The organism is Methylophaga sp. (assembly GCF_030651745.1).
On sequence record NZ_JAUSCC010000098.1, the window covers coordinates 25,102 to 43,832 of the forward strand.

General features: G+C 45.5%; 21 protein-coding genes. 12 read left to right on the forward strand and 9 right to left on the reverse strand.

Going from position 1 to position 18,731, the window contains the following annotated elements:
• Positions 1-13 precede the first annotated feature (13 nt).
• Genes mauD through Q7V21_RS11720 form a run of 3 tightly spaced genes read right to left on the reverse strand, consistent with a single transcriptional unit; the run spans position 14 to position 2,325 of the window.
• A complete protein-coding gene (mauD, locus tag Q7V21_RS11710; RefSeq protein ID WP_304917473.1) occupies positions 14-610 on the reverse strand; it encodes a methylamine dehydrogenase accessory protein MauD in 597 nt (198 codons plus the stop codon).
• A 9-nt stretch (positions 611-619) separates the two neighbouring features.
• The gene (locus Q7V21_RS11715) at positions 620-1,156 is read right to left on the reverse strand and encodes a MauE/DoxX family redox-associated membrane protein (RefSeq protein ID WP_304917474.1); all 537 of its coding nucleotides are present in this window, start codon (positions 1,154-1,156) and stop codon (positions 620-622) included.
• Positions 1,153-2,325 carry an amine dehydrogenase large subunit gene (locus tag Q7V21_RS11720; protein ID WP_304917475.1) on the reverse strand — a complete coding sequence of 391 codons (1,173 nt, stop codon included), beginning with the start codon at positions 2,323-2,325 and terminating at the stop codon, positions 1,153-1,155. Before Q7V21_RS11720 ends, Q7V21_RS11715 begins: the two co-directional genes overlap by 4 nt.
• A 299-nt stretch (positions 2,326-2,624) precedes the next feature.
• Between Q7V21_RS11720 and Q7V21_RS11725 the strand changes: the two genes are divergently transcribed.
• The 5 genes from Q7V21_RS11725 (at position 2,625) to Q7V21_RS11745 (ending at position 5,899) form a co-directional block, all read left to right on the forward strand.
• A complete protein-coding gene (locus Q7V21_RS11725) occupies positions 2,625-2,930 on the forward strand; it encodes an NIPSNAP family protein (RefSeq protein ID WP_304917476.1) in 306 nt (101 codons plus the stop codon).
• A gap of 42 nt (positions 2,931-2,972) precedes the next feature.
• A complete protein-coding gene (locus tag Q7V21_RS11730) occupies positions 2,973-3,545 on the forward strand; it encodes a LysE family translocator (protein WP_304917477.1) in 573 nt (190 codons plus the stop codon).
• 63 nt (positions 3,546-3,608) lie between these two features.
• A complete protein-coding gene (locus tag Q7V21_RS11735; RefSeq protein WP_304917478.1) occupies positions 3,609-5,072 on the forward strand; it encodes a phospholipase D-like domain-containing protein in 1,464 nt (487 codons plus the stop codon).
• 137 nt (positions 5,073-5,209) lie between these two features.
• Positions 5,210-5,467, forward strand: coding sequence for a DUF1488 family protein (locus Q7V21_RS11740; RefSeq protein ID WP_304917479.1), 258 nt, complete (start codon positions 5,210-5,212; stop codon positions 5,465-5,467).
• Positions 5,468-5,626: 159 nt separating this feature from the next.
• Complete coding sequence (locus Q7V21_RS11745; protein WP_304917480.1) at positions 5,627-5,899, forward strand: DUF1971 domain-containing protein; 273 nt, start codon at positions 5,627-5,629, stop codon at positions 5,897-5,899.
• A gap of 20 nt (positions 5,900-5,919) precedes the next feature.
• Here Q7V21_RS11745 and Q7V21_RS11750 read toward each other — a convergent pair whose 3' ends face one another.
• The 4 genes from Q7V21_RS11750 to Q7V21_RS11765 form a co-directional block, all read right to left on the reverse strand.
• Positions 5,920-7,086, reverse strand: coding sequence for an ABC transporter ATP-binding protein (locus Q7V21_RS11750; RefSeq protein ID WP_304917481.1), 1,167 nt, complete (start codon positions 7,084-7,086; stop codon positions 5,920-5,922).
• Positions 7,083-7,784, reverse strand: a complete 702-nt coding sequence (modB, locus tag Q7V21_RS11755) for a molybdate ABC transporter permease subunit (RefSeq protein ID WP_304917482.1) — start codon at positions 7,782-7,784, stop codon at positions 7,083-7,085. Before modB ends, Q7V21_RS11750 begins: the two co-directional genes overlap by 4 nt.
• Positions 7,750-8,526 carry a molybdate ABC transporter substrate-binding protein gene (modA, locus tag Q7V21_RS11760; protein WP_304917483.1) on the reverse strand — a complete coding sequence of 259 codons (777 nt, stop codon included), beginning with the start codon at positions 8,524-8,526 and terminating at the stop codon, positions 7,750-7,752. Before modA ends, modB begins: the two co-directional genes overlap by 35 nt.
• Before the next feature lie 99 nt (positions 8,527-8,625).
• A complete protein-coding gene (locus tag Q7V21_RS11765; protein WP_304917484.1) occupies positions 8,626-8,988 on the reverse strand; it encodes a winged helix-turn-helix domain-containing protein in 363 nt (120 codons plus the stop codon).
• A gap of 184 nt (positions 8,989-9,172) precedes the next feature.
• Between Q7V21_RS11765 and Q7V21_RS11770 the strand changes: the two genes are divergently transcribed.
• From Q7V21_RS11770 to Q7V21_RS11780, 3 genes are all read left to right on the forward strand, one after another.
• Complete coding sequence (locus Q7V21_RS11770; RefSeq protein WP_304917485.1) at positions 9,173-9,493, forward strand: hypothetical protein; 321 nt, start codon at positions 9,173-9,175, stop codon at positions 9,491-9,493.
• 192 nt (positions 9,494-9,685) lie between these two features.
• On the forward strand, positions 9,686-11,005 hold the full coding sequence (locus Q7V21_RS11775) for a ferredoxin reductase family protein (RefSeq protein ID WP_304917486.1): 1,320 nt from the start codon (positions 9,686-9,688) through the stop codon (positions 11,003-11,005).
• A 126-nt stretch (positions 11,006-11,131) separates the two neighbouring features.
• The gene (locus tag Q7V21_RS11780; protein WP_304917487.1) at positions 11,132-11,428 is read left to right on the forward strand and encodes a DUF1840 domain-containing protein; all 297 of its coding nucleotides are present in this window, start codon (positions 11,132-11,134) and stop codon (positions 11,426-11,428) included.
• 122 nt (positions 11,429-11,550) lie between these two features.
• On the opposite strand, the gene ycaO is transcribed toward Q7V21_RS11780, so the two are convergent.
• Together ycaO and Q7V21_RS11790 are read right to left on the reverse strand one after the other, a co-directional pair.
• Positions 11,551-13,293: a 30S ribosomal protein S12 methylthiotransferase accessory factor YcaO gene (gene ycaO / locus Q7V21_RS11785; protein ID WP_304917488.1), complete on the reverse strand. Its 1,743-nt coding sequence runs from the start codon at positions 13,291-13,293 to the stop codon at positions 11,551-11,553.
• 151 nt (positions 13,294-13,444) lie between these two features.
• Positions 13,445-13,645 (reverse strand): DUF3185 family protein, encoded by a 201-nt coding sequence (locus tag Q7V21_RS11790; RefSeq protein WP_304917489.1) that lies wholly within the window; start codon positions 13,643-13,645, stop codon positions 13,445-13,447.
• A gap of 242 nt (positions 13,646-13,887) precedes the next feature.
• On the opposite strand from Q7V21_RS11790, the gene Q7V21_RS11795 reads away from it, so the two are divergent.
• The 4 genes from Q7V21_RS11795 to miaB all read left to right on the forward strand — a co-directional run bounded on the left by Q7V21_RS11795 (position 13,888) and on the right by miaB (position 18,716).
• Entirely contained in the window at positions 13,888-14,199 is a 312-nt protein-coding gene (locus tag Q7V21_RS11795; RefSeq protein ID WP_304917490.1) for a hypothetical protein, read from the forward strand.
• Between the two features lie 96 nt (positions 14,200-14,295).
• Positions 14,296-15,558: an acyltransferase gene (locus Q7V21_RS11800; RefSeq protein WP_304917491.1), complete on the forward strand. Its 1,263-nt coding sequence runs from the start codon at positions 14,296-14,298 to the stop codon at positions 15,556-15,558.
• 73 nt (positions 15,559-15,631) lie between these two features.
• On the forward strand, positions 15,632-17,221 hold the full coding sequence (locus Q7V21_RS11805; protein WP_370654062.1) for a glucan biosynthesis protein G: 1,590 nt from the start codon (positions 15,632-15,634) through the stop codon (positions 17,219-17,221).
• A 154-nt stretch (positions 17,222-17,375) separates the two neighbouring features.
• A complete protein-coding gene (gene miaB / locus Q7V21_RS11810; protein WP_304917492.1) occupies positions 17,376-18,716 on the forward strand; it encodes a tRNA (N6-isopentenyl adenosine(37)-C2)-methylthiotransferase MiaB in 1,341 nt (446 codons plus the stop codon).
• Positions 18,717-18,731 lie beyond the last annotated feature (15 nt).

The window sequence follows — 18,731 nt, forward strand, 5'->3', positions numbered from 1 at the left end:
AAAAGGTTGTTTCTTAACTAATCGTGTGTTGCTTGGCCAACTCTTGAATAGAGGCAAAGCCCGTTTCTGCTGCATTAAATAAGCTGTCTAATTGTTCGCGGGTGTTAACCAAACCTTTGGCGAGCACAACGCCTTCACTGTTAAGCAGCACAGCGAAAGGCAGGCGTGAGACACGATAAGTCGTGCCCAATGGCTGAGACAGCACATAAGGAAAATTGCTGATCGCATGTTTTTGAATAAACTCGAGGTGTTTGGCGGCGTCACCGTCACTGGCTAATACGATATTGAGCCAGCTACCTTCTGCACTTTGAATCGATTTAATTGCCGGTAACAGCTTGTTACAGATCGGACAGGTCGGGGATAAGAAAAACACCAGGGTGCTTTTATCGCCTTTATAGCCAATCTTAACGTCGCCACCGTTTAAGCTGGTTAAATCAAAGCTCGGGCTGGCAGCACCAATTGGTGGACCTGAATCATTAATCATGGCGCCGACAGGGGAGATACGCTCAAATAAAATGCCGATTTGGCGAGTCATGGCCAACACCATAATCGTCAGTACAACCACCATGATGGAGAGCAGGGCGACAAGGAAAATGAGTGTATTTATCATGGTGTTTAATTACCGATTTAAAGTTTGTGAGTGATGGAAATTAGCCAGCAGTTTTTCAGCGATGATGAACAGCACAAACAACAAGACACCACTACTCATCGATATAAAGGTATCAAGCATGCTTATATCAGTAGAGCGGGCAAACAGAGCCGGTAACGCTATCAATATAATCAAGCCGTTTCGCAGCACGAGGTTATAAGATAAAAACATCACAGGTCCTCCACAGCCACACTCAATCTGCGTATTGCCCCGGCGGATATTAATCAGCATTGCCAGTGCATAGAGTGATAACAGAGCAATGGCCACCATAGTGGCAAAACCATTAAATGCCGGAATGATTAAGCCAAAACTAATGGCAACCTCAATACCAATCAGAGCGTAAGTGGTGGCTTTTTCCCACTGTTTCGGGACCAGAGCATAATTGACCACATAGCCGGAAAAGCGATCCACATCCAGTAATTTATGTAATACGGAGATAACAAACAGCAGCACCAGAAAGGTGGTGCCGGTTATCGCCATCAGCTGTATTAGCTGATCAGCATTCATTTTTCAGCAATCCAGACAATGTCGTAATGACCGACATCTTCAGCGATGTCTTCTTGCAGAGTTGCAGTAAAGCCCGCTTTGGGATCAATTAAAAAACGATAAACCACGCCCAGCTCAGAGTCATGAGCAAATAAAACGGGATCTTTGCCTTCCGTCACAGCCAGTGAAGTAATGCCTGAGTCTTCAATATCAACCGGGATGCGAGAGACGACTTTTTTACTATCAAGACTAATAGCCCAAATTTCTTCAGCACCATTTTTATGACTGCCGTTATATGCCTCTGAGTGCATCGTTATAAAGACCACATTATTGGCCTTGTTGTAAGTCATGATGGCCACCCCACCAGGAGCCCAATCACCTTCAACGCCTTCTACAAAGGAATACTTATCGACCAAACTGGGTTTTTCATCAGCATCAGAGACAAGGTAGAGATTGCCGTTAAAAGAGCTAAATACAAGGTTGTTGCCGGCGCGAACGCTATGAACATAGAGCGGGTCATCATCTGCATCAAAAACTTTGTCGCTTTTAACTGGATTGTTGATCTTGCCATCTGCAGAAAAAGAATAGCTGGTCACGGTGCCATCGCCACATAAAGAGCTATAACGATTGCCTTTGAGAGCCGGAAAGATGCTTATGCAGCCAGGGTGAGGGATTTCAGTTAACACTTCGCCCGCATCCATATCAACCACGGTAACCGAGGTTGCCGGAGTGGCATTTTGCACATAGGCATATTTACCATCAGCCGAAAACTCAAGGTAACTCAGCTGTGGTGCTGATTGAGCCATCTTCGGAGAAATGATGATTTCACGTTTTTTGACTAAGCTCTTGGCATCAAACTCTTCCAAAACTGCTTCGGTCGGGCCAGACATAATTCGCTTGGCATAAACTGATGCCGTGTAAGCCGACTTGCCATCTTTACTCATAGCAAACTGAGAGACCACACCGGCGCTCAAACTGCCTTTAACTGACGTCAGATCTTCTGCGGATCGAATATGCACCCAGCTTGAACCATCCCAGCTTTGATCCAAAACAAAGATACTTGGGCCGGGGCGAATGGTGGGCTCAACGGTTAAGACTTCAGGGACGAACTCATCTTCTGCATAACTAAACGTGGTGCTTATTGAGCCGAGTAAGCCCAGGCTAAGCATCAACACACTTTTATAGCGCATGATTTATCTCCCAATTAACTGAAAATGATAGTTTTTATTGGGGAGAGCACTAAATATGCCAATGTATTCAGGTTGGGTTTTCTTAAGTAGAAATATTTTTAACTAACTGATTTTATTTGGTATTTTTTATTATGCTTTGCAGGATGCCTTGTCCCTTAACGGACGAATAGCATATTTATGCTTTATTAATGTGCATCGGGTAAAAGCCATGCACTTTTTTTGATATCAGCAAGCTGCACTAAAGTGAGTTTGAGCACTAAACTGTCGGCCACTATGTCCAGTAAAAATAGGAACTGTAAATGATTACCTGCTACCTCAACTATGTTATCGACCCTTATAAACTTGCTGAATTTGAACGCTATGCAAGGATGTGGATTCCATTGGTCAATAAGTTTGGCGGTACACACAACGGCTATTTTCTCCCGTCAGAGGGCGCCAATAATATTGCGCTGGCACTGTTCACCTTTCCCAGTTTGGCCAGCTATGAAGCCTATCGTGCTCAGTCGCTTGAAGATGCAGAATGCCTGGCAGCATTTAAATATGCTGAAGAAACCAGATGTATCGTGAGCTACCAGCGTAGTTTTTTTCGACCGGTTTTTGAGTAACTTCCCAATACAGAATGTCCCTGCTGATTTATCATGTGAAAGATGACTAGCCCAATTTTATTTCTGTTTGCCACTGTGATTCTGTTGTTGACGCCCGGCCCGACCAATACTTTGTTATGGGCTTCTGGGGCGATGGTGGGAGTGCGCCGATCTTTGCCATTGTTGCTGGGTGAGTTGTTGGGTTATTTCAGTGCGATTCTACTGATCCTGATTATTTTTGAGCCGCTTATTGAGCAATTTCCGTTGTTTCAGCCGCTGCAGGCGGTTGTTGTTGGTATCTATATTGTTTATCTGGCTATTAGTATGTGGCGACGAGCCAGCCATATCAGCGCTGCAGCTGAGCTGATCAGCTTTAAAAAAATCTTTCTGGTGACGTTTTTGAACCCAAAAGCCTTTGTGTTTGCATTAACACTTATCCCAATTGGTCACGATCAGCTGTATTGGTATTTTGTTGCGTTGGCCGCAAGCATTACGTTTATTGGCTTGAGTTGGGTGGTCTTTGGCTTTCTTGTGGGATCAGTTGCGGGGCAACACAATTTGAAGTTGTTCAATCGGTTTTCAAGTGTCATGTTGACCGGGTTTGCAGGATTTATCGTGTTATCAGCGTGGCAATAAGCTTGGCTTTACACGCATTTTAAATGGATTTAGATCGACGAGTGGCAAAAGGAGCAGCACCTCATGACAATGTTAAATTCCAACGCAGGAACACATAACCGTCGACGATTAGGAATAAGGTTGCTCGCACTTATAGTGCTTTGGTTAGCAGCTATTGCGATTTACCACGTTTACAAACCGTTGCCTTATGGTTTGGATTTTTCTCCTGCTGAGCGAACTGTAACCAGTGTGCAGTTTCTGGCAGATCGGACATTTACTACTGCTGATGGCGAGCGCCATATGGAGCAGCAGATATTCGATGCCGTGATTGAGATGATTACTGGTGCCCGACGCTTGGTGCTGGTGGATATGTTTCTGTTCAATGATTTTCAGGGGAAAGTTGCTGAAACACATCGGGCCTTATCGGATGAATTAACCGCTACGTTGATTGCTCAGAAACAGCGTTATCCTGAACTAGATGTGTGGGTGATCTCTGATCCGCTTAACAGTGTTTATGGCGGACTCCCATCCCGACAATTTGCTGAACTGGAAGCGGCCGGTATTCCGGTTACCTTGACTGATTTGACTCGCTTGCGGGACAGTAATCCTGCCTATTCTGCTATCTGGCGTCTGTTTATTAAGCCATTTGGTAATAGCAAAGGCGAGCTGCTGCCCAATCCTTTTGGTGAAGGCAGAGTTTCATTGCGTAGCTATCTGGCAATGCTGAATTTTAAAGCCAACCATCGCAAGCTGATCATTGCCGATGATGGACATGAACTGACGGCATTAGTGACTTCAGCCAATCCTCACGACGGCAGCAGTGCCCATGGCAATGTGGCGTTACGTTTCAATGGCGAAGCTGCCTGGGATCTGTTTGAAAGCGAGGCGGCGCTGTTGAAGTTTTCTGGAGAGCCGGTTCCGGTTCCTGAATTAGTGCACATAGCAGATTCAGCAACTAACGGACTTACCGTTCAAGTGGTCACTGAACGAGCTGTGGAGCGAGCGGCTTTAGATCTGATTGATAGAGCCGAGCCCGAAGATCAATTGGATATGGCAATGTTCTATCTTGCTGACCGACACATCGTGAAAGCGCTGCAACGAGCTGCAAAGCGGGGCGTGACCTTAAGGATATTACTCGATCCCAATAAAGACGCTTTTGGGCGGGAGAAAAATGGTGTGCCTAATCGCCCTGTGGCCTATGAATTAAAGCAAGCTGGCATTAGTGTTCGCTGGTGCGATACCCATGGTGAGCAATGTCACTCCAAGTGGCTGATGCATCATGATGCTGAAGGCCACAGCGCCATGCTGCTTGGCTCCACCAACTTTACCCGGCGTAATCTGCATAACCTTAATCTGGAAACTAACGTGATCCTGCGGGGCTCAGCTGATGTTGAACCCCTGCAACTGGCACAGCGCTGGTTTGATGAGCGCTGGAACAACTATGACGACCGGAACTACAGTGTGGACTACGAAGCTTATGCCGATGAGAGACTCTGGCCCCGTATCTTATATCGCGTTATGGAAGCGACTGGCCTCAGTACTTTTTAGGTGGTTTTAAAATGCTGGTGAAGAGTCGTTTTGATTAACATCAGTTAACGCATTGGTTGGAACAATCTGTCACTTTTATTCTCTATGTTTTATGTCGAGATCATTTTCAAAAAACATACTTAATCTAAGGAGACGTTATGGATATCGACTTTACCAGTGATTATGTGGTTAACGACAACGATGTAACTTTTTTTGCCATTGTGGATAATCAAACGGTGGCGTGTATTGTTTCAAAAGCAGTTTTGCTTGAGCTGACTACCCCTGATGATGAAGATGATGCTGAGACGGTGTTTCTTGATCATCAATACAAGTTTGAAGAGATTGCTGAGGGCATGATTCGCAACCATCAAGCGGTGGATGGAGAAGTGCATATCGCTGACGCCGAGCTGTTATAGGGGGCAAATTCCTTTGTTATCGGTGTTATTGATTAATCTCGGGTTATAAATCTCCTTTATATAAATTAACGTTATATAGTGGCTATCGAACTATTGCCTGAATAAATTTGTAGAATCACAATGTTTCAGGCTTTCTCCGGATCTATTGAGGGATTGACGATGAAATCACTGCCGGACAATGTTGTTTCCTATAAACGCACTCCCGAGTTTTCTGAGGCCACGATTCCTGAAGGTTTATTAAAGAATCATCAAACAAAGGCCAACGTCTGGGGAAAAATAGTCGTCTTGAGCGGCCATCTGCTTTACACCATCCAAGATCCATTTGAAGAAATCACCTTGGATATCAATACCTATGGAGTGGTGGAACCTACCGTATTACATCAGGTAAAACCGATTGGTTCAGTACTGTTTTATGTGGAGTTTTATCAGTAATACAAATTAGATAGGTGCTTTCAGGCTTTGTTTATTTTTAGCCTGTTTTTGCCTTGACCATCAGCGCGAATTGGCATGACATGCACCAAGCTCAAATCCAGCCTGATCCCCAGCTTGGAACCCACCGGCAGATTTTTACGAAATGATCCTGAGAGGGTCAATACAAACTCTGCTCCGGGCACTTCTTCAATGGTTAATGTCAGCAGATTGATTTCACCCAAATGTCTGGATTCTGTAACTTGGGCATGAAAGTCATTTTGCTGAGCAATTTCACTTTTTTTAATAAGGCTAATGCCATCACTTGGGATCACCCAGTTTACCGGCTGACCTTCAGGTAATCGGCCCTTGTCGCGAACTTGTAAAACGGGCTGTTGAGCAAGGTTCAAACCTTCACCCTTCCAGCGTAATAGCCCTTGCCCGGATTGCTCAGATGGTCCAATCCATTCACCCAGAAAACGATTATGAATGCCAACCAAATCAGCAACCCGAGCATTGCGCGGGGCATTGTAAATGGCCGAAGGTGTGCCTTGCTGGAGGATTTGGCCGTTATCGATGACGACCAGTTGATCGGCCAGCAGCCGGGCTTCGTTTAAATCATGTGTCACTAAAATGATCGGGATAGCTAATTCACGCCGCAGATCTGCCAGCAGCCGATAAAGACTTTGACGATTCATCTGATCCACAGCAGAAAAAGGTTCATCCAACAGCATCAGTTTAGGTTCACGGGCCAGCGCTCTGGCAACAGCTACCCGTTGCTGTTGTCCTCCTGATAAATCGGCAGGTTTACGGTGTTGTTCAGCATCGGTTAAACCAACGTGATCCAGCCAGCGTTTGGCTTGTTTGATCCGTTCGTGTTTGGGCAAATGCAGTAATGGTAGTGAAACATTTTCAAGCGCATCAAAATGCGGCATCAGCGCGTAGTTCTGAAACACCATGCCTACATGACGGCGTTGTGGTGACAGACAAATATTCTTGTCGGTATCGCACCAAACTTCGTCACCGACTATCACTTTGCCCTGTTGTGGTTGCATCAGACCTGACAACATTCGCATTAATGAGGTTTTACCCGCGCCTGACGGGCCAACCAATGCTAATAACTGTCCTGACTCACAGTGGAAGTAGCCCTTTATCGGCATCGGTAACGATTGTTCAATCGAAACTTGGAGGGCCGGAGAGGTTGGCTTCATCGTTTAACAGCCAATCGCGCCGAAGCAAAAAATGATGCGACCACAGCGGTCAGCGACAAGATCAACAGCATCATTGCCATTTGATTGGCACCGTCGAGATCAAATGACTGCACCCGATCATAAATAGAGATAGCGACAGTTTTGGTTTCACCGGGAATACTGCCGCCAACCATTAACACCACCCCAAACTCACCCATGGTGTGCACAAAGGTTAATACCATGCCGGATAAAATACCCGGCCAGGCCAACAGTACTTCAATGCGCCAGAAGCTTTGCCATTTGCTTAAACCACTGACGGCAGCGGCTTCGCCTAAGTCTCTGGGAATGGATTCAAATGCACGTTGAATTGGTTGTACCAGGAAAGGAATATTAAAAATCACCGACGCAATCACCAAACCTAAAAAATTAAAGGTCAGTTGAAAACCAAATGTATTGGAGAACCATTGTCCGAACGGCGATCCGCCGCCCATCGAAACCAGCAGGTAATAACCTAATACTGTCGGCGGCAATACCAATGGAAGCACTACCAGGCCTTCTATCCAGGCTTTATAACGCACCTGTGTGTGAGCCAACCAGCGGCCCAGCCAGAGACCGAAAGGTAACAAGACCAACAAGGTCACAAAAGCCAGTTGCAGCGAAAGTATTAACGCCTGCCAATCCATCTTATTGATGCTCTCTATCGGGCATCGCAAAGCCATATCGCACCATGATTTCTTGGGCGGGTGGTGTGGCGAGAAAGTCATAAAACTGTTGTGCTGCTGGCGGAGCATCTTTAATAACTACCATGCGTTGAATCAGTGGTTGATGCCAGCTGGCCGGGATCAATTCAAACTGGCCTAATTTGGCAACTTGCGGAGCCAGCGCCAGAGATAATGCAATAATGCCGCCTTGTGTGGAGCCAGAGGTAGCAAATTGGGCAGCCTGAGAAATATTTTCGCCATATACCAGCTTGGGTTGAATGCTCTGCCACAGCTCGGCATATTGCAAAGCTTCCATTGCACGCGTTCCATAGGGAGCATGCTCAGGGTTAGCGATAGCGAATTTTTGTAATCGACCATCGGTTATTGCACTGGCTAAATCAGTGAGTTCGCCATCGGCTTTTAATGGAGATTGATGCGGCACAATAATGCCAATGCGGCCAATCGCGTAGATGCGGCCCTGATCTTGAGTTTTACCTGCTTCAGCTAATTCAAATACAAAACTTTCATCTGCTGACATAAACAGATGAAACGGGGCCCCTTGCAGAATCTGGGTTTTGAAGTTGCCGGAAGATCCAAATACCAAACGCAGTTGCTGACCGGTTTGCTGCTCAAACAAGGCTGCGACTTCTTCAACCGCAAATTTGAGATCGGATGCTGCTGCTACCGTGGCCTTTTCCGCCAGTGTCTGGCTGGAGAACAACACGATGAAAAAACTGGCAATTAATTTAAAAAACGTCATGTTGTCCTGACTATAGGGGTTGTTTTCGTTAGGCCTGCTGAGACATAACGCTCAATATAATGCATGTGATTTATGACAACAACTTTGCGAGCAACCGGACTAGTCGGTTAAGGCGCGAACGGCTGCTAATTCTTTGGCAGCTTGTGCATTCAGGCGTGTTTCAAGTGCATCATATTTCTCAACCAGTTGCTGACCGAGAAGGGTTAACGAAGTGCCACCACCACCTTTGCCACCACTGGTGGTTTCAACGACTGGTTTACCAAATCCTTGATTAAGCGAATCGATAAGCACCCAGGCGCGTTTATACGGAATGCTCAGTTTTCTCGCTGCCGCAGCAATGGATTTTAATTCGGCAACCGCCCGTAATAAATCGATTTTGCCGGGGCCAATAGCCAGGCCTTTGCCCAGATAGATCCTCGGGCGTACTAATACGACATGATTTTTTTGGCTTGTTGAACGCATGGCGATAGCCTAACTAAAAGTGAAGTTGCAGGCGAGTTGGAGTTCTGTCTGACAATATACATATGTTAAAGCCTGCTCGGGTTTTTTGCGCTGTAATAGAGACTGTTTATTAACTGGTAAACAGCTGATAATGGCGGCCTAGGCTCTGAAAGATATACAGACCCTAATTAACATGGAGATCACAATGAAAATTATTGCTTTAATCATCAGTCTGTCAGCAGTCGCAATGGTTGCAGGTTGTGCAGTCAAAACATCCGGTGTTAAAAAAGTCGGTCCGGATACTTACACGGTTTCAGCCGATCATGTGAATGCTTCAACAGCTAAAGCTTCAGTGCTGGATCAGGCTGGCGCTTATTGTGCCAACCAAGGTAAAGAATTGTTAGTCACCAAAACCTTAAAACGCCAGCAAATGAAATATTTTTATGATGTGACGTTCCTGTGTCTGGATAAAGGTGACCCGCGTCTGGTCAGCCCTGAATATGAAACAACGGTTGAGCCAAGATAGTCGCTTAAAACGCTATAAACATAAACCCGGCAGCTAATCTGACTGCCGGGTTTATTTCTTAAAAGACGCCTGTTGATTTCTGTTAACGACGGCCGCCAGTAATCTGTTTTAGTGTTACTGTAGTGGTCTCTTCATTTTTTCTCTTCATGCCAAGTCCGCTTGCATCCCCTTACCCTGAATCGGAGAGTTTAGATGCCGATAAACCTCGTCAATCTTGTGCTTTGGCTATTTTTATATCTGGTGATTGCCTTATTACCAATGCTAATCGCCATGGGTATTGATCGACCAGAGCCACGAGATCTATTGGTGGAAATGGGCTCCATACTTGGTTTATTGGGGCTTGGTATGCTGGCAACGCAATTAATTATTTCTGGCAGACATCGCTGGTTTGCCGGCAATGTCGGTCAGGATAATTTGCTGCAGTTTCACCGCCGTACCGGCATTGCTGCGTGGTTATTTATCCTGGCGCATCCGGTGTTATTAATGACTGGAGATCAGCAATTTATTGCCTGGCTGGATCCCACAGCAGACTGGCTACGGGCCAGCGGCGTTATTGCATTGGCTTTGGCGGTGACGGCATTGATTATCAGTTCGTTGTGGCGCAAACAACTTGGCTTGCAATATGAAACATGGCGAACCATCCATGCGAGCCTGTCGTTATTTGTAGTGGCTGGCGGGCTTGGGCATGCCTTGATGGGTAAGCACCATACCGATGGTCTCCTCACTCAGGCACTGTTGATTGCAGTGATTGCCATTCCGTTATTGCTGTTACTGGAAACGCGTTTATGGCGTCCTTATCGTTTAAAACAACGACCATGGCGAGTAGTGGAGTCTGACGAAATCAGAGCAGATTCCACGGTTCTGATATTAGTCGCGGATGGTCATACGGGGATGAATTTTAAACCCGGCCAATTTGCCTGGCTGACCTTGGGCGATTCACCTTTTTCGATACAGCAGCATCCTTTTTCAATGGCCTCCAGTGCAACTCATCCTGAAAGACTGGAATTTGTTATTAAAGAAGCCGGCGATTTCACCGATTATTTATCCCGAGTGAAAGCAGGTGATAAAGCTTTTCTGGAAGGACCGTATGGCGTGTTTACGCTCGATCCCAAGGCTGTACGCCGTGCTGTTTTTGTAGGGGGTGGTATTGGTATCACACCTGTGTTGTCGATGATTCGCAGTCGGCTTGCAGAAGAAAATTACACTCCGATGTGGCTGATTTATGCCAATAAATCGGAAGATGAAATCATCATGCGTGACACACTGGAAGTGTTTACCCAAAAGCTGTCTTTCACCATAGTTCATGTGCTATCAGACCCATCAGATGAGTGGATGGGGGAATCGGGTTATGTCGATGGTGATCTGTTGGATGAATACCTGCCGGAAGACGCTGACGATATAGACTATTTTGTCTGTGGACCGCCACCAATGATGGATCTGGTCGAACCGGAATTGCAAAAGCGCGGTGTTAATGCTCGACGCATTTATTCTGAACGTTTTGATTTAGTGTAGGAAGATATTATGTTGCACATCTATGCTCGACGAATTGGCAGTGTGATGTCAGTCGTTTTATTAATCATTGCACTAACGGTAGCCTGGCTGTTTGCCGGCTAAAAATAACAATAATGGGAGAGACCAATGATCGTAACTTTTAGCTCTAAAGCTTATGCCAATATCACCATGCTGGGGGATGTCGCCAAAGATATGCTGAAAATTATGGGCCATAGCGGAACCGTACCCGGCGCCTATCAACCTCAGGATTTACCGCAGGCTTTGGCGAATCTGCAAAAAGCCGTTGATTCGAGTGCCGCTGCAGATCAGGATCCTGAAGACGGTGAATTCAAGCCAGGGCTATCTCAACGGGCATTGCCATTGATCAATCTGTTAAAAGCAGCGATTGAGGCCAATGCCGATGTGATGTGGGATGAAAAATAAAGATTGTCACTGGATAATTAGGCAAAGCAAGCAATTATCACCGTTATAAGTGCAGGTTTTTTATTTAAAATCCGCAGCCCAGACTTATTCTGGCCTGCGGATTTAATTATTTCTATAAGAAGCTATTTCCAGTTAGTACGCTTGGCTTGTTGTAGTTTTTCATAACCTGCCAGTAAGGCATTATGCCGTGCAAAACCTTCCAGGCTAAGGCCGGGGCAATGCAAATTATGGAACAGTTTTTCACCTTCGACGATCTGAATACCATCATCCACATTTTGCTGGCCATACATTAACGCCAGACCTGTGGTGTAGTCAGCATAATCACGTTCATCATCCCATTTGATTTCCAGCAGGGCTTTCAAACAACGGTAGTGCAGAATGGTTTTTTCACTGGCCTGATCCAGTGACAAACACCAGTCAATCCAGTCAATGGCTTCTTCGTCTTCCAAAGCCAGATATAACATAGCTTTCAGTTCACCGAGACGAATCTCTGCCCATAAGGTGCCGGGATCGGCTGCCAGTCCAATAAACGGTGCAACTGGTGTCTGGTCGTTATAACCACCTTCATCCAGTCGATCCAGAATATCCTGCCATTGTTCGGCATCACCATCTTTCAGGGTCAGGAAATCTTCGCGGAATAACGCACCTTCATTATTGTTTTCCCACACCAGTTCATCAACCGGATAAATATCTGACATACCTGGCACCAGAATACGGCAGGCGTAGACATCGAGATGATTATAATCGGCGATATAAATATCAAATCCCAGATTGTGGATGGTATCGCTGAGGAATTTAAATTCATCGGCGGTGGCATCATCAAAGTCCCAGTCGACAAAATCAAAGTCGGGTGTTTCCCGGAAAAAGTCGTTGGAGATATAACCGCTGGAGTCGATAAAGTGCATTTCCAGATTGGCTGGCGAGGCAACTTCATCCAAATCAAACGTCGGTGGATGGAACACATCCAATTGATCCAGACCGCGACCTTGTAATAATTCGGTTACGGTACGTTCCAATGCCACTTCAAAACTGGGATGTGCACCAAATGAGGCAAACACGGAGCCGTCTTTTGGATTAATCAAGGTAACCGACATCACCGGAAATTGACCACCTAATGAGGCATCCGCAACTCGCAGGTGATACCCATGACCACGCAATTCTTGCAAGGCTTGCTGGATTTTCGGGAAACGGTTTAACACTTCATCAGGGACTTCCGGCAGGCACAGCCCTTCAGCAATAATTTTGTTTTTCACATAACGTTCAAAAACTTCTGACAAACCCTGAACCCGGGCTTCGTTCTGGGTATTACCGGCTGACATGCCATTGCTGACATAGATATTGCCGATAAGGTTGATTGGGATAAAACGCGTTTCGCCATCTCGCAGACGCTGATAAGGCACCGCACAAATACCGCGTTCACCCTCACCGGAGTTGGTGTCAAACAACATGTCAGGTGTCAGTTCATTTTCCGGATCAAAATATTTCCACAGGCTTTCATCCATCAAGCCTTCCGGCATTTCATCGCCATCAATATCAAACCAGCGTTCATTCGGGTAATGCACAAATTCGCTATTGCTATGGTGTTCGCCAAGGTAGAAATCGGCAAAAAAGTAATTGCAGCTGAGACGTTCGAAATACTCGCCTAACGCGCTGGCAAGACAGGCTTTTTCAGTGCTGCCTTTGCCATTGGTAAACATCAGCGGACAGGTTTTATCGCGAATATGCACGGAATACACATTACTGACCGGATTCAGCCAGGAGGCTTCTTCAATATCAAAACCAAATGATTTGAGTTTGGCCTGCATGGTGGCGATGCTGGTTTCCAGATCGCTATCTTTGCCTTTGATAAATGTTTTTTCAGTCATGATGGGATTCTCGTATAGATAAAAAAGCCCCCGATTACGGGGGCTTTTTTAGTTAGCCTGCTTTGGCTTCACATCTTAACAGTTTTTGAGGGTTGGGCTTTTGGCTTAAATTGCCACTACTCAGATTTATATATTTAGAACATCTTAAAACTTATTTTTTGCCCAGTGCCAAAAAAGCACCGACAACAACGGCTACAGCGCCACCGATAATGAACCACATGGTTTCATCGGTAAAACGGCCAGTAATGGTTTCAGTGATCTGGTCACCTAAAGACTGTGAAGCATTCCAACCGAAAATCAGCAGAATGACACCGACAACCAATAAGATAATGCCTAAAAGTTTGGAACTCATATTCTCTCTCCTCAATTTACTGATGTGCTGATTTATTATTTATCTGCCGAGGTAAAAATGTATTTCTGACAGGAATTTCGTAAACGAAATATGATTAAGCTGAAACATTTTCAGTTATATAAAATCTCAGCGGTTTTTACCTTGGTTAATGTTGTATAAGCAGTTCCACTGTATATAGCAAGGAAATAAGCGCATTAACATAGATCAAACCCATTGACGGTAAAGTGATCAAGGATAAGCGTATGAAAACCGTTTTATTAATACTGACATTAATGGTGAGTACATTGACCACTCTGGCAGTTGCTGAAGATCGCCAAGCTATCCAGCAACAGCTCGACCAGGCTTGCGAAGCTGTGAGACTGGAAAAACTGCGACCCATCCGAGAAAAATATGCTGCTGAGTGTGTTGCCGAGTGGGATCGAAGCCAAGAATATTGTGATCGTTTTTACAGCGATTACGGAAATACAGGTGGAGAGGCACCAGTTTTATTTTATGAATTACCAGAATGTGAAAAAGCCTGGAATTACCGGCAAAGTTATCGCAGAGCAGATTGAGTTCAGATCGATGGAACACCCTGTACAAATATTTGATTGAAAGTCTTTAAAGATCTCCCTGTAATATCTTCTATAACAATTTCTCAAGGACATTGAGTGGAACGAGGCGGTAAGGAACATTTTATAGGTTTGGAATGGCTGCGCTTTTTGCTCGGTTTGTACATCGTTATTTTTCACACGCTGCATACTTATAAACTTAAAGAAAAAGTCCCCTGGCTGATGGATATGGTTGGTGTTGGCTTTTTTGCGACCAGCAGTTTTTTTGTGTTATCCGGATTTCTGTTAGCGCATGTGTATTGCCGCAATGGCGAATTACGTGAAGCTGCGACCAGCTTTTGGGCTAAGCGATTTTCTAATTTATACCCGCTGCATATTTTTTCTCTGCTGTTAACGTTCACCGTGTTGACCATTATCAGTCATCTGGGCATTCCACCGGATGATGTGAAGGCCACAGTAAGATTTGTGGTGTATGACACCAATGTGGATTTGGGTGAAGCGGGTAGGGCGTCAATCGAACATTACATGAGTAATGGTGAGTTATTGCTTAATTCATTGTTACAGGTGTTTATGTTGCAGGCATGGAACCCTTTTTATCTGACCTTTAATGCGCCATTGTGGTCAATCTCCACCTTGTTTTTCTTTTATCTGACCTTTCCTTTTGCTGCGCCATACCTGATGCGAGTAAAACACAAAGTGCTATGGATTACAGCACTGATGCTGATTTATCTGATACCGCCATTACTGGTGATTTGGAATGGTGATTACGGCATGCCGTTTACCGGCATGTTGCATCGAATGCCGATCATTCGTATTCCAGAATTTTTTGCCGGTATCGTCAGTTATGCTCTGTTTCGTCAGATACGAGATAGTGGACGGGATCCTAAGCTGGTTGTCCGGATATTGATGAGTCTGTTTGTTTTAATGTGTTTTCTTGGCGCGATATGGCTGCTGAAAGGTGAACGTTACTGGTATTTTCTGTTGCACAACGGCTTATTGCTGCCTGCTCAATTAATGTTGATTTACCTGTGCGCTTTAGTCGGAACGCCTCGCAGTGAATGGTTTAATAACTGGTCGCGTCGACTTGGCGCAGCATCTTTGCCATTGTTTGTATTGCATGTTCCCGCCTTTGTTTTATTTTCCCGTTCGGAAAAAATACTTAATGTGATGTCATTCGAGTGTTTGCAGAACTGGAACAGTTGTGCGGTGCAGGCCGGTGAGCAAACCTTATCAATTTGGTTTTATCCATTATTTCTATTACTGACCGTTATCTTGTGTATCTGGTCAATGGAGCACGCGGTGGTGCCTACTCGTAAATGGATATTAAAACGTCTGCCATTTAAGGCGACGAAAGCAGCTTGATGGCTTTAACGCCAAAGTTGGCGTAAATCAATTTTCAAACACTAAAAATCCCAGTTTGATTCGAGGAAATAACATGTCTTATTCATTCTTTAATCGCCCTTCGCGATCAATGAACTTGTTCTCCCATGTTGTGGCTATGTGCTTGTTGATGCTGTCAGTTAATAGCCATGCCTTCTCGCTGGAAGATGTGGCTGAGAAAGCCCAGGCATTGGTCAAACAGGAATACGTCAAACCGCAAAGCAATCTACCGGTTGAGTTTAGCCAGATGCAGTTTGCTGATTACATGAAGATCCAACCCATCGCTGAGAAATTCCATTGGAATGATCAGCAAACGCCATTCCGTTTAGCGTTTTATCATCAAGGCATGCACTTCAAAGTGCCGGTAAAAATTAATGAAATCCTGCCCAATGGCATCACGGAAATTACCTATGATCCGGAGGATTTCACCTTCGGCGATTTGACCTTTGATAAAGCCACCACCGCTCAGCTTGGTTATGCCGGTTTTCGCGTTTTGTATCCGATCAACAAAGCCGATAAATATGACGAAATTATGAGTGTGTTAGGCGCGAGTTATTTCCGGGTGATTGGTAAAGATCAGGTGTATGGCTTGTCCGGGCGCGGCATGAATATCGACACAGCCGTGTCAGATGATATTGCTGAGGAGTTTCCGGAATTTCGCGAGTTCTGGATTCAACGCCCCAAATCTGGCGAAGACAATCTGGTGATTTATGCGTTATTGGATTCGCCCAGTGCAACTGGTGCCTATCGCTTTGATTTACAACCGGGCACCGCGACGGTACTGGATGTAGAAGCCAAAGTGTATTTACGTAAGCAGGTTCATGAGCTTGGGCTGGCGACCTTAACCAGTATGTTTTTATATGATGGCCGTCAACCGCCTAGTCAGCATAATTTCCGTCCCCAGATTCATGATTCGAATGGTTTATCGATTCATGCCGGCAATGGCGAGTGGATTTGGCGTCCATTAAACAATCCTGATGGCGTATCGGTCAGCACCTGGCAGATTGAAAATCCGAAAGGTTTTGGTTTATTGCAACGTGGCCGTGAATTTTCACGGTTTCAGGATCTGGATGATTTGTATCATTTACGGCCAAGCGGTTGGATAGAAACCAAAAGTGACTGGGGCAAAGGTCGCATTAAACTGATTGAATATCGAACGGCAGATGAGACCAACGATAATGTTGGTGCCTTCTGGATCCCGGATAAGATCCCGGCATTTGGTCAACCTATTGAATTAGCCTATCGAATCCATTGGACCTTGGATGAACCCTCACTGGCTGATCCGAATATTGCCTGGGTTGCCCAAACCTTGCGTTCGGCAGGTGAAGACAAACAGGCTAATCTGATCCGTGACTTGGATGAAACCATATTATTGCAGGTGGATTTTGCAGGTCCGGTATTAGCCGAACGAGGTGAATATCAGATGCCGATGACACAAATCAGTATCAGCGAACACGCCGAAGTGTTGAGTAGCCAACTGCGTTATAACTCGGCAATAAAAGGCTGGCGTTTAATTATGCGAACCCGAATTCATGATCCGAATAAAGTGGTTGAAATGCGTGCCGCACTGGTTGACGAAAATCAACAGCCATTATCCGAGACCTGGAGTTATCAGATCCCGGTGGGCTTTGCGGTAACCCGCTGAAATGGCTGAACAAGGTTCGACTTTATACAGACCAGTGATTTGTTTTATCGGCGACTTGCGATTGGGTAATTTTGCGCTAACAAAAACAATCACTTGTCTGTACTCTGCGGCGTAAAAAGCGTATGCTGTGCGCCCTTTATCGATAACTGATTTTATGGCCGGAAAACTTTTTATTAGAACCTTTGGTTGCCAGATGAACGAGTACGACTCGAACAAAATGGCCGAGGTGCTTGCTGCGTCGCATCAACTGGAAACCACCGATATCGCTGAAGAAGCGGACGTGTTGTTGCTCAATACCTGCTCGATCCGTGAAAAAGCGCAGGAAAAGGTTTTTCATCAATTAGGTCGCTGGAAACGCTGGAAAGATAAAAAACCGCATCTGGTGATTGGTGTTGGCGGCTGTGTAGCCAGTCAGGAAGGTGAGGCGATCCGTAAACGCGCGCCTTATGTGGATCTGATCTTTGGACCACAAACTCTGCATCGACTGCCAACCATGCTGGATGACGTCCGAAAAAATAACAAACCGGAAATTGATATCTCGTTTCCGGAAATCGAAAAGTTCGACAATCTGCCCGCGCCAAAAGCCGATGGTCCGACCGCATTTGTATCCATCATGGAAGGCTGCAGCAAATACTGCACATTCTGTGTTGTGCCATATACCCGTGGTGAAGAAGTCAGTCGTCCGGTAGGGGCTGTATTGCGTGAGATACGACAACTGGCGGCGCAAGGCGTACGTGAAGTCAATCTGCTCGGCCAAAACGTTAATTCCTATCGCGGTATTATCGAAGGTGATGAAACCGCCGATTTAGCCTTGTTGATTCATTATGTCGCAGCGATTGATGGCATTGAACGAATCCGTTTTACCACCTCACATCCAGTGGAGTTTTCTGATTCATTGATTGAAGCCTTTGCTGAGATCCCTGAATTGGTCAATCATCTGCATTTACCTGTGCAATCAGGTTCAGATCGGATCCTGGCGATGATGAAACGTGGTCATAGCGTGGCGCAGTACATCGAGAAAATCGAACGGGTGAAAAAAATCCGTCCGAACCTCAGTCTGTCGAGTGACTTTATTGTCGGTTTTCCCAACGAAACCGAAGATGACTTTAATGCAACGATGGCCTTGATCAATCAAATCGGCTTTGATCATTCTTTCAGCTTTATTTATAGCGCGCGTCCAGGTACACCGGCGGCGATGTTTAATGATTCAGTGTCTGATGAAGAGAAAAAACAGCGCCTGCAAATCATGCAGGATCGTCTGCGCGAACTGGAAGATGCGGTTAGTGATTCTATGATTGGTACCGTGCAACGGGTGTTGGTTGAGCGGGCTGCACATCGTGATGCCGCTGAAATTGCCGGCAGAACTGAAAATAATCGGGTGGTGAATTTCCCCGGTGATATGGCGCTGGTGGGCAAGTATGTCGATGTGCGAATTACTGAGGCACACACCAATTCCTTGCGAGGAGAACTTCTTGCTGATAGCGTTATCCTCTAACTCCTTTTTGGAATC